This is a genomic window from Pseudomonas fluorescens, from assembly GCF_900636825.1.
Classification (GTDB): Bacteria; Pseudomonadota; Gammaproteobacteria; order Pseudomonadales; family Pseudomonadaceae; genus Aquipseudomonas; species Aquipseudomonas fluorescens_BG.
Genome location: NZ_LR134318.1, coordinates 355,494 through 371,575, shown reverse-complemented (window position 1 = coordinate 371,575; position 16,082 = coordinate 355,494). Strand labels below are relative to the sequence as shown.

The 16,082-nt window shown below is 60.7% G+C and carries 11 protein-coding genes; 2 read left to right on the top strand and 9 right to left on the bottom strand.

Features of this window, described 5'->3' with window-relative positions; genetic code table 11:
- Positions 1 to 411: 411 nt before the first annotated feature.
- Positions 412 to 984: a HutD family protein gene (locus EL257_RS01690; protein ID WP_126359243.1), complete on the bottom strand. Its 573-nt coding sequence runs from the start codon at positions 982 to 984 to the stop codon at positions 412 to 414.
- Positions 981 to 1,691: a histidine utilization repressor gene (hutC, locus tag EL257_RS01685; protein ID WP_163013658.1), complete on the bottom strand. Its 711-nt coding sequence runs from the start codon at positions 1,689 to 1,691 to the stop codon at positions 981 to 983. The genes EL257_RS01690 and hutC overlap by 4 nt, the downstream gene beginning before the upstream one ends.
- Positions 1,692 to 1,837: 146 nt before the next feature.
- On the opposite strand from hutC, the gene EL257_RS01680 reads away from it, so the two are divergent.
- Positions 1,838 to 3,202 carry a formimidoylglutamate deiminase gene (locus EL257_RS01680; protein ID WP_126359241.1) on the top strand — a complete coding sequence of 455 codons (1,365 nt, stop codon included), beginning with the start codon at positions 1,838 to 1,840 and terminating at the stop codon, positions 3,200 to 3,202.
- An 86-nt stretch (positions 3,203 to 3,288) separates the two neighbouring features.
- Here the strand turns inward: EL257_RS01680 and EL257_RS01675 are convergent, their stop codons facing one another.
- Positions 3,289 to 3,858 carry a lipocalin family protein gene (locus EL257_RS01675; protein ID WP_123419809.1) on the bottom strand — a complete coding sequence of 190 codons (570 nt, stop codon included), beginning with the start codon at positions 3,856 to 3,858 and terminating at the stop codon, positions 3,289 to 3,291.
- A gap of 29 nt (positions 3,859 to 3,887) precedes the next feature.
- Positions 3,888 to 4,142: a hypothetical protein gene (locus tag EL257_RS01670; protein WP_126359239.1), complete on the bottom strand. Its 255-nt coding sequence runs from the start codon at positions 4,140 to 4,142 to the stop codon at positions 3,888 to 3,890.
- Between the two features lie 282 nt (positions 4,143 to 4,424).
- Here EL257_RS01670 and EL257_RS01665 point away from each other — a divergent pair, with 282 nt between their 5' ends.
- Positions 4,425 to 6,317 (top strand): methyl-accepting chemotaxis protein, encoded by a 1,893-nt coding sequence (locus EL257_RS01665; protein ID WP_197722576.1) that lies wholly within the window; start codon positions 4,425 to 4,427, stop codon positions 6,315 to 6,317.
- 89 nt (positions 6,318 to 6,406) lie between these two features.
- On the opposite strand, the gene EL257_RS01660 is transcribed toward EL257_RS01665, so the two are convergent.
- The 5 genes from EL257_RS01660 to EL257_RS01640 all read right to left on the bottom strand — a co-directional run bounded on the left by EL257_RS01660 (position 6,407) and on the right by EL257_RS01640 (position 15,926).
- A complete protein-coding gene (locus tag EL257_RS01660) occupies positions 6,407 to 7,009 on the bottom strand; it encodes a DUF924 family protein (protein ID WP_126359235.1) in 603 nt (200 codons plus the stop codon).
- Between the two features lie 3 nt (positions 7,010 to 7,012).
- The gene (locus EL257_RS01655) at positions 7,013 to 8,023 is read right to left on the bottom strand and encodes a class 1 fructose-bisphosphatase (protein ID WP_126359233.1); all 1,011 of its coding nucleotides are present in this window, start codon (positions 8,021 to 8,023) and stop codon (positions 7,013 to 7,015) included.
- Positions 8,024 to 8,362: 339 nt separating this feature from the next.
- The gene (locus EL257_RS01650; protein ID WP_126359231.1) at positions 8,363 to 9,727 is read right to left on the bottom strand and encodes a DUF3999 domain-containing protein; all 1,365 of its coding nucleotides are present in this window, start codon (positions 9,725 to 9,727) and stop codon (positions 8,363 to 8,365) included.
- Complete coding sequence (locus tag EL257_RS01645) at positions 9,724 to 13,308, bottom strand: DUF2339 domain-containing protein (RefSeq protein WP_126359229.1); 3,585 nt, start codon at positions 13,306 to 13,308, stop codon at positions 9,724 to 9,726. The genes EL257_RS01650 and EL257_RS01645 overlap by 4 nt, the downstream gene beginning before the upstream one ends.
- 167 nt (positions 13,309 to 13,475) lie before the next feature.
- On the bottom strand, positions 13,476 to 15,926 hold the full coding sequence (locus EL257_RS01640; RefSeq protein WP_126359227.1) for a glycogen/starch/alpha-glucan phosphorylase: 2,451 nt from the start codon (positions 15,924 to 15,926) through the stop codon (positions 13,476 to 13,478).
- Between the last annotated feature and the right edge of the window lie 156 nt (positions 15,927 to 16,082).

Sequence of the window (16,082 nt, the reverse complement as noted above, 5' to 3'; positions counted from 1 at the left end):
GGCAGTGGGCAGCAGCCTGCGCGCTTCGCTGCGCGACAAGCGAATCAGTGGACGCTGCCGAGAGTCTCGAACGACTCATACGCATACGTCTTTACTTGTACATACAAGCATATGCAATCAAGCGGCCAACTTGCTGGAGTGGCGTTCAGGAAAAATCACGGGCAAGGCTGGAGAGCGCCTGAATCGAGGGTTCTGGCGGGGATGAAATTTTCCGGGAGGAGATTCTGAGGAGATCCGGCTGGGCCAAGTGAGCGTGGTTTTGCGCCACGCTGGGGCGTTCGGTAACAAGTTGGTGCGTGGGTTGGAAACATCGTAAAAGCAAAAGATCGCAGCCTTCGGCAGCTCCTACAGGGCTGATGTACGTCCCGTGTAGGAGCTGCCGAAGGCTGCGATCTTTTTAGAGTTCTTGAATCAGCGCGCAGTCAGTTCAATCACACAACAACCAGCATCAACGCAGACTTCGATAAGCCCCGAATTACCGTCCAGTTGCAGACAATCATGTCGCCCTAGTTGCGCAACGCTGTCACCGACCTGCACTTCCAGCAAATCGCTGATGCTGAAAACCAGCAGCGTCCCCGCCGAGCTGAAAAATCTTTGCTCGCCATCCAGCCACTGCAATCGCGCACTGTAGCGCTGCGGCGCATAGATCAGATTGAAATCGCGAATCGCACCGCCGAGCAAGGTGCAGGACACCTGACTTTCGCCGCTGAAAGCAAACGGGTCCAAGGGTAACAATGGGCGGGTATCGTCACCGTCGACGCACAGAGTCATGCCGTCACCCTGCAATACAGTGATGACTCGCTGGTAACCGGCGAATGTCGAGAAACCACCCGATTCAGCGATGTCGGCAATCGACAGGCGCCAGCCGAAACCGTCCAGACCTGCGCCCGCATCACGAGTGATTTCCTCGGTGCTGCCGCCGCCGTTTTTCCACGGCATGCGCGGGTAGCCCTCAGCGCGTAGAACCTTCAACTCATATTTCATTTATGAAAGCGCCCTTCCAGACGATGACGCGAACCCGGGTGAATCAAACGAGCTGCCGTCACCGGCTGACGCCCCGACCACGTGCGGCGGCGGATCAGCAAACACGGTTCGCCCTTTTCGATCTGCAGTAGTTTGCATTCGGACGGCTCGGCAAGAATCGCTTCGACCACGTGCTCGCCTTCGGTCAGCGGCGCGACCTGATTGAGATAGGCGTAGGGCGTTTGCAGGGTGAAATCCTGCTTGAGGTATTCGGGGGCGACGAGCGCGTTGACGAAACGGTCTTCGATTTGCACAGGAATGTCGTTTTCGTAGTGCACGATCAGCGAGTGAAATACCTTCTGGCCTTCGCGCATGTCCAGCGCCAGCGCGCGCTCGGAACCGGCGGCCTCTTCCTCAAGGGTGATGACCTGGCAGGTGTGGCGATGGCCGCGCGAGGCAATTTCGTCAGCGATGTTGTGCACTTCGAACAGCGCGGACTGGCTCTTTGGTTCGGCGACAAAGGTGCCGACGCCTTGCATGCGCACCAACAGGCCGTCGGCGGTCATCTCACGCAGGGCGCGGTTGATGGTCATGCGGCTGAAACCGAGCTGATTGACCAGCTCGCTCTCGGACGGCACGCGGTAATGCGGCGGCCAGTTTCCGCTGTCGATCTGCTGGGTGATCATCTGTTTGACGCGGGCGTACAAGGGCGCCGGACTGTCGCCCATGTTCGCGGCCAACGGAGAGACTGGAGGCGGAGTCGGCACGGTTGATCCCTGTTCATTGGATGAAAGTGACTAGCTTGCCGGAGTTTACCGGGCAGGCAAACGTCTATATATGTATATACAAATAACACACGATGGGGTGCCGAACGATGTCCGCCTTCTTTGCCGAACGCGCACTGCTGCCTGACGGATGGGCCAACAATGTACGTCTGGAAGTCAGCGCCGAAGGTCTGCTGACTCATATTCAGGCCGATGCCAACGCAGACGGCGCCGAACGGCTGAGCGGTCCGCTGCTGCCGGGGATGCCTAATCTGCATTCTCACGCGTTTCAGCGGGCAATGGCCGGACTGGCGGAAGTCGCCGGCAACCCCAACGACAGTTTCTGGACCTGGCGCGATCTGATGTATCGGCTCGTCGGGAAAATCAGTCCGGATCAGCTCGGCATCATCGCCCGCCAGCTCTACATCGAAATGCTCAAGGCTGGGTACACGTCGGTGGCCGAGTTTCACTACGTGCACCATGACAGTAATGGCCAGCCTTATGCGGATCCGGCCGAATTGGCCCTGCGTATCAGCCAGGCGGCAAGTGAAAGCGGCATTGGTCTGACCTTGCTGCCGGTGCTCTACAGCCATTCCGGTTTTGGCGGTCAGACGCCGAACGACGGCCAGCGTCGATTTATCAACAGCACCGAAAATTACCTGAATCTGCAAGCGCGGTTGCAGCCGTTGTTGGCGCAGCAAGAAGCGCAATCGCTGGGGCTGTGTTTCCATTCGCTGCGTGCGGTGACGCCGCAACAGATCAGCGAAGTATTGGCCGCCAGCGACAAGCGCTGCCCGGTGCACATCCACATTGCCGAGCAGCAAAAAGAAGTCGATGACTGCCTGAGCTGGAGCGGCCGTCGTCCGCTGCAATGGCTATACGAAAATGCCGAGGTCGATCAGCGCTGGTGCCTGGTTCACGCCACCCACGCCAACACAGAAGAAGTCACGCTGATGGCCAAGAGTCGCGCCATTGCCGGTTTATGCCTGACCACTGAAGCCAATCTGGGCGACGGGATCTTCCCGGCGGTGGATTTCCTCGCGCAGGGCGGGCGCATGGGTATCGGCTCTGACAGCCATGTCTCGCTCAGCGTCGTGGAAGAATTGCGTTGGCTGGAATATGGCCAGCGGCTGCGCGATCAGCGACGCAATCGACTGTATGGCGCGGATCAGCCGATGGTCGGCCGCACACTGTATGACGCAGCGCTGGAAGGCGGCGCACAAGCGCTGGGGCAACCGATTGGCGCGCTGGAAGTGGGCAAGCGTGCGGACTGGACAGTGCTCGATGGCAACGATCCCTATCTGGCGACCGCATCGGGTGACGGAATTCTGAATCGCTGGTTGTTTGCTGGCGGGGATCGGCAGGTGCGCGATGTGCTGGTCAATGGTCAGTGGGTAGTGCGCGACGGCCGGCATGCCGGCGAAGAGGAAAGCGCTCGGGCCTTTACCTTGGTTTTGCGAGACCTTTTAGGGTAAAAAAAAGCAAAAGATCGCAGCCTTCGGTAGCTCCTACACGCAATGCGTTTCTGTAGGAGCTGCCGAAGGCTGCGATCTTTTAGCTGTCAATTAGAGGTCTTGGCCATCTGCCGATCCGACGCGCGCCAGATCAGTCGCGTAGTGTCATAACCCTGCTGACGCGCTTTGCTCAGCAACTCTTCGCGCACTACGCCGTTGACGGTGGGCGTGCGTGACAGCAGCCAAAGATACTTGCGACTCGGATCGCCAACGATGGCGGTCTTGTAATCGTCGCTGACGTACAACACCCAGTACTCGCCCTTCGCCACACCGGGCACCAGACGCGAGAACCAGTTATCGAATTCGACCCAGAGCTTGTCGGTCTTGCCCGGCACCTGGGGATAAGCGGTGCCCTTGGCCTCTTCCCATTGCCACTCGGGGGTCAGGCAGCGGTTGAGCACGCCGACATTGCCGTCTGGCTTGAGGCTGTAATGCGCTTCGGATTGGGCGCAGTGGCGCTGGAAGTACATCGGCAAGCGTGCCAGTTCATACCACGTGCCCTGATAACGCTTGAGATTGACGCTGTTGACGGTTCTCGGCGCCAACGGGTCGACGCCGGAAGTGGCGCAGCCAGCCAGTACCAGGCCAGCGAAAAGGATCAGCAATAACCGCTTCATTTTTATCTCCGCGGGCGCAAAGCCCCGGTTTACTTCAGGCCTTGGCCAGAAAACATCAGCACTTTGTCACCGGCGTACTGCACGCTGATAAAGCTGTTCTTGTCGCCCCAGGTGCAACTGGACATGCCGAGCGCGCCCGAGCAATCGGTGGGCTTGCCGAGGAGGCTTTCCACTTCGGTCTTGGCCATGCCGGCCGAGAGCTTCGAGTAGTTTTCCTGATTGACCTTGCTGCATGCGGCCAATAGCACGCAAAACGTCAGAAGGGCGAGAGATCGCAGCGACATGGTGTAACTCCTGGAACGAGGGGGGATGGCATGGTGCCAACCAGAACCTTAGAAGAGCAAAGTGTCATCTGGTTCCGTGGTTGCGCGGATATTTGTTACTCCGCTCGTCCGGCTTTTGCCGGCAAATCAAAAACTTTCGGAAGCTGTTGCGCATTTCGTCGACTTTCGGCTCAAGCGCCTAATCTTTGGCGCGGCGCGGTCGAAATAAAGAGCAGCGCAACGCTGCCGAATATGGCAAATTGCCGCCCTTTCTTGACCAGCCCCTTCGCGGTAGTTCACTCGATGACCAGAAACATGAAATTCAGCCACAAGATTCTGCTGGCTGCCGCCCTTGTGGTGGCCGTTGCGTTCGCCTGTTTCATTTTGTTCAACGATTATCGTCAACGCCAGGCGCTGACCAGCAGCACCGAAGCGACGATGCAGGAGCTGGGGAGTCTGACCACCAGCAACATCCAGACCTGGCTGGAAAGCCGCATTCAGTTGCTGCAATCGCTGTCCCAACAGGTCGCCGTCGACGGCAATGCACCGGCCAGCCTCAAGCGCATCATCGACCTGCCGGCGTACACAGGAAATTTCCAGCTCAGCTACTTCGGCGGTGCTGACGGCGTGATGTTCTCGGTGCCGGCCGGTAATCGCGCGCCGGACTATGATCCTCGCGCGCGTGGCTGGTACAAAGCGGCGAACAGTGCGCAACAGACCATCGTCACCGAACCGTACATCGCCGCTTCGTCGGGCAAACTGGTGATAACCGTTGCCACGCCAGTGCAGCGTCAGGGTCAAATGCTCGGCGTGGCCGGTGCCGACATCGATCTGACCAGCGTCAGCGCGATCATCAACTCGCTGAATTTCGGTGGCCACGGACACGCATTCATCGTCAGTGCCGAAGGCAAGATCCTCATCCACCCGGACAGCAAACTGGTGCTCAAAAGCCTCGCCGAGGCTTATCCGAACGGCGCACCGCAAGTCAGCCCGGGCCTGAAAGAGGTCGAGTTCGACGGCAAGACCCAGTTGATCTCCTTCACCCGCGTCAACGGTGTGCCGTCGGCCGACTGGTACGTCGCGCTGGTGCTCGACAAAGACACCGCGTTCGCCATGCTCAGCGAGTTCCGCACCTCGGCGCTGATCGCCATGGTCATCGCCGTGCTGATCATCCTCGGCCTGCTCGGCATGTTGATTCGCGTGCTGATGCAACCGCTGCTGACCATGGGCCGTGCGATGCACGACATCGCTGAAGGCGAAGGCGACCTGACCAAACGCTTGGTGATTCACGGTAACGATGAGTTCGGCGCGCTGGGCACTTCGTTCAACCGTTTCGTCGAACGCATTCACACCTCGATCCGCGAAGTGTCTTCGGCCACTGGCCAAGTCAACGAGGTCGCCCTGCGCGTCGTCGCCGCTTCGAACTCGTCGATGTACAACTCCGATCAGCAGGCCAGCCGCACCAACAGCGTTGCCGCCGCGATCAATCAGCTCGGCGCCGCAGCGCAGGAAATCGCCCAGAACGCCGCCCTCGCCTCGCAGCATTCCAGCGATGCGCGCGGCCTCGCGGTTGACGGCCAGCAGGTTGTGGATAAAACCATTCAGGCCATGCAACAACTGTCGGCAAAGATCAGCGATTCCTGCGGCAACATCGAAACCCTGAACAGCAACACGGTGAACATCGGGCAGATTCTTGAAGTGATCACCAGCATTTCCCAGCAGACCAACCTGCTCGCCCTCAATGCGGCGATCGAAGCGGCGCGTGCCGGTGAAGCCGGGCGCGGTTTCGCCGTGGTCGCTGACGAAGTACGCAATCTGGCGCACCGCACCCAGGATTCGGCGCAGCAGGTGCAGAAGATGATCGAAGAGCTGCAGGTCGGCGCGCGCCAAGCGGTCAACATCATGACCGAGAGCCAGCGCGAGAGCGAAAGCAGCGTCGGCATCGCCAACCAGGCCGGCGAGCGGTTGGGCAGCGTGACTCAGCGTATCGGCGAAATCGACGGGATGAACCAGTCGGTAGCCACCGCGACCGAAGAGCAGACCGCTGTGGTCGAGTCGATCAACGTGGATATCAACGAGATCAACACGCTGAATCAGGAAGGGGTGGAGAACCTGCAGGCGACGCTGCGCGCGTGTTCGGATCTTGAGCAGCAGGCGGCGCGGCTGAAGCAGTTGGTCGGCAGCTTCCGTATATAAAGATCAAAAGATCGCAGCCTTCGGCAGCTCCTACATGAGTAAAGCATTCACCCTGTAGGAGCTGCCGAAGGCTGCGATCTTTTCTGCGGTCAGAACCGCGACCCAGGCTTCGAAAGAAACTCCAATTCCTCAGGCGTAGACTCCCGCCCCAACACCGCATTGCGATGCGGAAACCGGCCAAACCGCGCGATCACTTTCTGATGTCGCTCGGCATAGTCCAGATTATCCGCAAACACCGCCCGCTCCGTTTCCGGCTGTTCAGCCACCAGTTCGATAAATCTGGAAACCGCCTCGTTCTGCACCGCGAGGTTTTCGCAGTGTTCGAACACCAGATAGATAAACACACGCTGGATCGGCTTCAGCTGCCGATCGAAATCCGCCGCGACGCCTTGCGCAACGAGCTTCTGCGCGCGCAGATCACCGGAATAACCTTTGGGAGAGTTGCGAGAGATCATCCGCGGCAGCTGATCGAGCAGCAGCACCAGCGCCAGCCAACCTTCAGGACATTGCGTCCACTCGGTCAATTCGCCGGCCAGGGCCTGATCGACAAAGACCCCGAAACGCTCACGCGCTTCGAGGTCTTGGCTGTCTCGCTTGCCGAACCACAACTTGCCCTTGTCAGCGGATATCTCGTCCGGGGATTCGGCATTTCCGAACCACCAATCGAGCACCGGCTGCCAGGGCGCGTGCATGGTTTATTCCTTGTGGTAGGCCGTCGCGCGAGCGACTTCTTCTTTCGAGCCGAGGAATACCGCAACGCGCTGGTGCAGGCCTTCCGGCTGAATGTCGAGGATGCGCTGATGACCGTCGGTGGACGCGCCGCCCGCTTGTTCGACGAGGAACGACATCGGGTTGGCTTCGTACATCAGACGCAGCTTGCCCGGCTTGGATGGCTCGCGGCTGTCGCGCGGGTACATGAACAGACCGCCACGAGTCAGGATGCGGTGGACGTCGGCAACCATCGCCGCAACCCAACGCATGTTGTAGTTCTTTTTCAGCGGACCTTCTTCACCGGCCAGCAGCTCGCCAACATAGCGCTGGACCGGGGCTTCCCAGTGACGCTGGTTGGACATGTTGATGGCGAATTCCTGGGTGGTTTCCGGAATGGTGATGTTTTCATGGGTCAGCACGAAGCTGCCCATTTCACGATCCAGGGTGAAGCCTTTGACGCCGTCGCCCAGGGTCAGGATCAGCATGGTCTGTGGGCCGTAGATCGCGTAACCGGCGGCCACTTGCTGGGTGCCTGGCTGCAGGAACGCTTTCTCGTTCAGCGGCTCGTTCTGGCTCAGGTATTCATTCGGGCAACGCAGTACCGAGAAGATGGTGCCGACCGGGGCGTTGATGTCGATGTTCGACGAACCGTCCAGCGGGTCGAATACCAGTAGGTATGCGCCTTTCGGGTACTTGCCCGGGATCTGGTAGGCATTGTCCATTTCTTCGGACGCCATGCCGGCCAGGTGACCGCCCCATTCGTTGGCTTCGAGCAGAATCTCGTTGGAGATCACGTCGAGCTTTTTCTGCACTTCGCCTTGCACGTTTTCGGTGCCCATGCTGCCCAGAACACCACCCAGGGCGCCTTTGGACACGGCGTGGTTGATCTCCTTGCAGGCACGCGCCACCACTTCGATCAGGAAGCGCAGATCGGCAGGAGTGTTGTTGCTGCGGGTCTGCTCAATCAAATAGCGACTCAAGGTAACGCGGGACATGGACGGCTCCGGTGGAATGGGGGGCGGAAAACCCGCGCAGTTTACAGGGAGTCTGAAACCGTAGCGAGCGAAGACGCCGGCTAACGTGCGCCTGGGTGTATTTGCCTGTATGAGACGTGATTGTCGGTGGAGAGTTCAGGTAGCGGATTTAGCGTAGTTGGAAATGGGGCGGGTGGTGGTTGAGTGATAGCGGCAGTTTGATGATTTTTTTGTTGTTTGACCGGCCGCCATCGCTGGCAAGCCAGCTCCCACAGGATGTGTGGTGTACACAAAAATGTGAACGACCGAGAGCACTGTGGGAGCTGGCTTGCCAGCGATTGGCGCGCAGCGCCGCCATGCTCAGTAACTGGCGGGAGGCTTGCGCAACAGGCTGAACGCCATCGCGCCGAGAAAAACCACGCTGAGCAACAGTACCGCCCACAAGCCGATTTTCTTCCAATTGGTCTCGGCCACCGCAGCCGTCGTCGCCGTCGAAGTCTGGGTGGCCACCGCTGCGCCCTGCACCGACGCCTTGCCCAGTGACGTCAGTTTCTCCGGTTTGAAATCCGGAATCAGCGTCGTCAGCGGCAAGTTCGCCGTTTTTACAGTGGGATTGCCTAACGCCAGGCTGAAAGGTCCCTCCCCCCGCGCAAGAAAAATCACCTGCGTCGCCCGCACGGCATATTTCAGATCCGGCGCCTGCTCACCCAGACCGCCGCCGCGCTCATCCACGGTCAGCTTGAGTTGCTGAACGATCTGCCCGGACAGTGGAATCTCGTTCTGCACTACGTCCTGACCATTTTGTGTGAGGCGATAGAGCAAGCCACTGCTCAAGGTCTGCCACGGCAAATTGTTTTCACGGCGACCGGCCAGCGTCACTGGCGCCAGGCTGTTGGGTTGTTTCAGCTCGACCTGCACCCGCTCGACATTCAGCCCCATCGGCAATTGCCAGGTGTATTCCCCGGCCTTGGCACTGCTGCCCGCAACGGTTTGCGACCATACCAGCGGCAGCGGAACGTTACGCGGGTCGCTGCTTTTCAGTTGTGCAGATGTGAGGATCGGCGCCGCCGCCGGCGACTCCCACAGCAGCCGCACATATCGTGCGGTCTGCCCCGGCAGGGTCACTTCGCGCTGCTCGATGCGCTCATCGGAAAAGGTCAGCCGCGCCACTTGCCCTTCGCCCCAGGATTGCCAGTGCTGCAGGTCGTCACTGGCTTCAATGCTGAAACGCTGAAAACCGTCGCGTTCGCTGGTCCAGTCGAGGATCAACCGCTGCAGCGGCGCTTTGATCGCGCTGGCATCGAGCAGCCAGCCGCGCAGAACCTCCTCGCCCGCTTCCAGCTGCGAGGACGGCTGCACCTCGACCAGCGTGCCGTTAGTGGTCGATTGCACGCGCACGTTCGGCGCGCGTTCGCTGGCATCGGCGGCGTTGTACAGCGGGAACCATTTGACCTCGTGCAGCTTGCCGTCGTCGCGGGTCTGCGCTGATTCGCGAGCCAAGGCGTACGCCTGGGGTTCGCCTGCGGCATTGAACACACGCAAGTCGCTGAGATCGGTCTGGCGCGCCTGCAATTGCACATCCAGCGGCAACTCGAGGCGATACCACGGCCCATCGCCGCTCACCGACAGCGGTACTTGCGTGGCGAAGTCCGCCGGTTTTTCCTGAGCACCGGCCGTCACCACCATGGCCATTGCCAACCACCCCAGATTCAGCATGCGACTCAAGATGCAACTCCTTCGGATTGCGGCGCGGGCTTGTCCGCCACCGGTTCTGCCTCGACACGTTTGGGTGGCAGCGGCGCGAAGTAACCGACCACCAGCAGCAATACGCCGACACCGATAAACGAGACGATCCGGGCGAGGCCGCCACGGTTGCTCAGTTCGACAAAAATCAGTTTGGCCACCACCAGCGCGATCAACGCCGCGCCGATCAGCCACACTTCACGACGATGGCGCAGATGGCCGCCGATCATCAGACCCAGCGCCATCAGCGTCCAGACGATCGACAAGCCAGCCTGCACCAGCATCGATGCGAGCAGCTGATCAAGTTCGAACGGGATTGCGGCCCAGTGATGCGCCGCGCGGGTGACCAGCGCGGTGCAGAAGGCGAACAGCGAAACGCCGGCAATCAGTTGCGTAGCCGCGTCGGCGTAATCCTGACGAATCGACAGTTGTGCAACCGCGCTGCGCGACCAGACATAGATGCCAAACAGCGCAAACAACAGCCCCAACTCCAGCGGGTTGAGCAGCGGCACGTAAGGCAACGGTTCGGCATTGCCGTCGCTGAGGCCGTTGGCTAGCCAGAACCACGCCAGCATCAGCACCGCCAGCGGCGCAGCGGCATACAAGCGGTACTCTCGGGCAAACGCGGCGACCGGCCACGGCCAGGTTCGCGGCGCGGCCATCAACAGCAGGTACAGGCTTGGCAGAATCGCCCAGCCCAGCCAGCGCCAGGCGTTGTACTGCTCAGACAACAGCAGCAGGCCAAAACGCAATTCCAGCGCCAGCACGCCGATCAGCAGCCAGCAGCCGAGCACATGCGCGGTGCTCAAGGCGCGCGCCGGCAGCATTGCCGCCAAGCGCCGCAGACTGAAGAAATGCACGGCGAACAACGCGGTCCAGGCCAGCCAGCCGAAATCGGCAGCCGGGTGATAACGCGAATGCCACGCGCCGAGCAAAACCAGCGCCGCCGCCGGAATCAGCAAGGTGCAGAGCAAGCCCAGCGCCGGCCATTTCAAGCGCAGCGCCAACAGCGTCCACAGCGCCACACTGATCGCCGCGACCAACAGTAACAATGTGCCTTGCAGGTCCGGCGAAGCAAACCGCAGCACTTCACTGACCCACGCCAGCGTCCACCAAGCGCCACCCCAGATCAGCAGCACTTCGGACAATCGCTGCAAACTCAAGGCATCGAACGCCGAGGCGTGGTTACCCCATTGCAGGCGCCATGCCCCGATCATCGCTGCCAGCCCCAACACCAGCGGCGTCCAGAAGCCAGCGTGGGCCAAGGGCTTCAGCCCCTCGCCGGAGAGCGGCCCGAGCCACTCGGTGCCGGCGAGCAAAAACGCCGCGCCACCAATCAACTGCAACAGTAGCCCAAAGACGAAACTCACGCGCTGCTTGAGGTACAAGCTCAACCAGATGATCAGCAAACCGCTGGCCGCCCACACCGCACTCGCGGTCTGCCACGGCAGAACGAACAGCACCGCCAGATTGATCAATGCCAACCCCGCCAGCAGCACCACCGACATACCGCGCAGCAGGCGCACGTCAGCGCGGACCATTTCATCGCGAGCCGCCAGGAGCATGCCGGCGATCAGCGCCAGGCCGATCAGCGAAGCACTGAGCAAACCGCTCCAGCCGGCGCTGAACACCGCCGCCGAATGTTCGCTTGCACCTTGCAGACGGAGCAGGAACAACACGCCGCCGAGCAACTGCACGCCGAATGCGCAGAACAGGAACGTGCGCGACTGAATCCGCAGCCCGAGCCACAACGTTGCCAACCCGGCCAGCGCCCAGCTGATCGCCGTGCCTTGGATAAACAGGAACAGCGGCGCCAGCAAGTAAAGAAAGGTCAGGCCCAGGCCGGCCAGCACCGGCAGGCCTTGGCGTTCCCATGACGAGGCCTGTTCCGGCGACGCCTTGCGCAATTGATCGAAGCTGAACAGCAACGCGACACCGAGCATCAGCGCGCCCAGCGGCGCACCGTCGAGCAGACTGCTCTCGCCGACGCGCAATTGACTGAGAAATGCCAGCGCCGACCCCAGTTGCAACAGCAAGGCAAAGGCCCGGGCGAACGGTCGCTGCTGGCGCAAACCGAGCCAGAAAATCCCCGCACCTTCCACCGCCCAAGCCGCCGACGTCCAGCGCGCATCGAGCCCCAGCGGAATCGCCAGGCTGGTGAAAATCACCCCGAGCGCCAGGCAGGTTTCGCCAAGCAACACTGCGCGCCCCCTCATCAACCCCTTGGCCAGCGCCATGTAGATCATGCCCAATACCAGCGCACTGAAAGCCGCAGCGAATTCGAGATGCTGTACCAACGCAAACTGCAAGCCGAAGCCAATGATCGGCGGGCCAAACAGCATCGTCCCGTCGACGTAATCGCCCTTGCGCGCTGACCACTGCAACAGTGCTTCGCGGTCACTATCCGCAGGCGCATCAGGCATATCGCGCAACTTGCGCCGGGCGAAAAGCAGACCGATGGCGAGATACATCAGGAAGAACAGAATCAGGAACGGTTCGGTGCTCCACAACAGTTCCGGGGTATAGGAACGCAACCCCCAGGCGAAACCGATGCCGAAGGTGCCGACGAAACCGATCAGGTTGAGCAGGCGCCAAGCCTTGAACCAAGCGATGGTGAAAATGCCGGCGTTGAGCAGGGCGAAATAACTGAACAGCGCAACGTGATTGCCTTCGCCCGTAGAAGTCAGGATCGGCGCGGCGAAACCGCCCAAAGCCGCCGCTGTGGCCAGCCCCAGCGCATCCTGGGTGATCGCCAGAATCGCCGAAAATATCGTCACCGCGACCAGCAATCCCAGTGCGGCGGACGGATCGAGCAATGGATGCAGACGCATCGCCGCAAACACCGTCAGGTACAGCACCGCGATCCCGGTGCCTTGCAACATCAACGCATAACTGGCGTTGCGTCGCCGCAGCCACCAACCCAGCGCGAGCAGGCCCAGCGCGGCCGCCGCTACGCCGGCATAACGCAATTCAATCGGCACGACCATGCCTTCGGTGGCGTAACGCAGCAGGAACGCCAGACCGAAGAACAACAACACCACGCCAACGCGCAGCAAGGTGTTGCCACCGAACAGCCAGTTGCGCGCAGCACTGATGCCGCGCTCGATGAGATTCGGGCCACGGGGTTCGACAGGGTGTTGCGGTTCAGGCGTGACGGCGTCGAGGCGCCAGACATCGGCGGGCAGAGGTTGGCTGGTTTCCCGGGCCACAGCGGAAAGCGGCTCGAGTTCGGGGGGCAATTCCCAGATCAGTTCTGGCCCTGGGCTCTGTTCGGCGACATCGACCGGCTCAATGCTTGGCTCGGGCGCAGGTTCTGCGCTGGCCGCGGTCGGTGCATGAGAGGGCGAGCCCTCCAGCACAAACAAACGCTGCGCGACGCCCTGCAAAGCTTCCTTCACCTGCTCGAGTTGGTGCTTTTGCTCCGCCACCTGTGAACCAAGCCGCACGATGCGCAGGGTCTGGCCGATGACCAGCCCCAGCAGCGCGCCCAACAGCGCGGCACTGAACGACTCGTCGAGCAGTCCACCGAGCACCAGCCCGATCAACATGAACATCCATTGCATGGTCGATATCCCTAAGCGCAAAGGCCAATCCGGGAAGATTAGCGCAGCCTGACCCAAAAAGATCGCAGCCTGCGGCAGCTCCTACAGGGGTATGCGAACACCTGTGTAGGAGCTGCCGAAGGCTGCGATCTTTTCCGGCGCGCGATTATATCGAGCCGAGTGGAAAGTTACTCCAGCGCTTTCCAGATTTCCGTGGCGTACTCGCGAATCGTCCGGTCCGAGGAAAACCAGCCCATCCGCGAAGTATTGAGAACCGCCGAGCGCCACCAGTTCTGCGAGTCATGCCAGTGCGCTTCGACGCGTTTCTGCGCTTCCCAGTAGGAGTCGAAGTCGGCGCAGACCAGGAAGCGGTCGTAATCCACCAGCGAATCGATGAGCCCGGTGTAGCGCGAGGTATCATCCGGCGAGAACACCCCGCCGCGAATCGCTTGCAGTACATCGTTCAAGCGATGCGAGGCGGCGATGTCCGGCAAGGCGCTGAACTCGTGATTCTGCTTGCGCGCTTCAACCTGCTGGGCGCTGAGGCCGAAGATGAACATATGTTCAACACCGATGCGCTCAGCCATTTCCACGTTGGCGCCGTCCAGGGTGCCAATGGTCAACGCGCCGTTGAGGCCGAATTTCATATTGCTGGTGCCCGATGCCTCGAAACCGGCGGTGGAAATCTGCTCGGACAAGTCCGCCGCCGGAATGATGCTCTCGGCCAGACTGACGTTGTAATTGGGCAGAAACACTACTTTCAGCAGACCACGCACCGTCGGGTCGTTGTTGACCACCCGGGCGATGTCATTGGTCAGTTTGATGATCAGTTTGGCCTGGTGATAACTCGCCGCCGCTTTACCGGCGAAGATCTTCACGCGCGGCACCCAGTCGACTTCCGGCTCGGCGCGGATCGCCTGATACAACGCCACGGTGTGCATCAGATTGAGCAACTGACGTTTGTATTCATGGATCCGTTTGACCTGCACGTCGAACATCGCCGCCGGATTGACCGCAATCCCCAGCCGTTCATGAATCAGGTAAGCCAGGGCTTTCTTACTGTGCAAGCGCTGCTCGGCGAAGGCTCTGCGGAAGGCGGGTTTCTCGGCGAACGGCTCGAGATCGAGCAGGCGCTCTTCCGGGCTATCCAGCAAGTCCGGGCCGAGGGCATCGACCAGCATCGAGGTCAATTCCGGGTTGGCCTGATACAGCCAGCGGCGGAACGTGATGCCGTTGGTTTTGTTGTTGATCCGCTCGGGGTACAGCTTGTGCAGTTCGGCGAACACGGTTTTGCGCATCAGTTGCGTATGCAGGCCGGATACGCCGTTGACGCTGTGCGAACCGAGGAACGCGAGGTTGCCCATGCGCACACGGCGACCATTGTCTTCTTCGATCAGCGACACCGCGCGGAGCACGTCGAAATCGTGAATGCCTTTGGCCCGCAGCGAATCGATGTGCTGGGCGTTGATCAGGTAAATGATCTGCATGTGCCGTGGCAGCATGCGTTCCATCAGCCCGACCGGCCAGGTTTCCAGCGCTTCGGGCAGCAGCGTGTGGTTGGTGTACGACAGCGTATCGACGGTGACTTGCCACGCAGCATCCCAGGCGACGTCATAGACATCGACGAGTTGGCGCATCAGTTCGGCGACAGCAATCGAAGGGTGGGTGTCGTTGAGCTGGATCGCCGCGTGATCGCCCAGGGTCAGCACCGAGGTGTGCATGTTGCGATGACGGCGCAGAAGGTCCTGGAGCGAGGCGGCGACAAAGAAGTATTCCTGACGCAGGCGCAGCTCCTGCCCGGCTTCGGTGCTGTCAGCCGGATAGAGCACGCGAGAAATACTTTCGGCGCGGGCGACTTCGGCGACGGCGCCCAAGTGGTCACCGGCGTTGAAGCGCTCCAGATGCAAATCTTCCATGGCGCGCGCGCGCCACAGGCGCAAGGTGTTGACGCTCGCCCCGCGCCAGCCGACCACAGGCGTGTCGTAGGCAATGGCGCGAACGGTTTCTGCCGGCGACCAGACCTGACGGCTCTTGCCATTGGCATCGGTGACGGTTTCGACACTGCCGCCAAAGCCGATCGGGTACACCACTTCCGGCCGCTCGAATTCCCACGGGTTACCGAAATCCAGCCAGTGTTCGGTCTGCTCCTGTTGCCAGCCATCGACAATCGCCTGACGGAACAAGCCGTGTTCATACCGAATGCCATAACCATGGCCGGCGATGCCGAGGGTCGACATGCTTTCCATGAAGCACGCTGCCAGGCGACCAAGGCCACCATTGCCGAGCGCCGCGTCCGGCTCGAGCAAACGAATACGTTCCAGGTCGACCCCCAGCTCGGTCAGCGCTTCACGGGCGACATCGAGCAGACCAAGGTTGCTCAGGCTGTCATACAGCAGGCGGCCGATGAGAAATTCCAGCGAGAGGTAATAAACGCGTTTCTGGCCTTTGCGATAGATCTGCCGGGTGTGGTCCATCCAGTGCTCGACCATGTGATCACGCGCCGCCAGCGCGATAGCTTCGAACCAGTCATGGTCGAAGGCGTGATCCGGGTCTTTGCCGACCGCATAGGTGAGCTTGGTCAGGACGGCGTCGCGAAATGCGGCCACCTCTGCTTCGCGAACTAGTGGTTCTTGAGTCATCAATAGGACCTCGAGCGAGCGGGAATTATCTGAGCCTAGACGGTCTGACCGACCGTTATGGCTGTGGTTCGGCAGTATTTGCGCGGACTGTGCGACAGTCCGACATAACCTTGGCGGATGAGCCAATGAATGCAGGGGCCGTGCCGTATCGCCGGG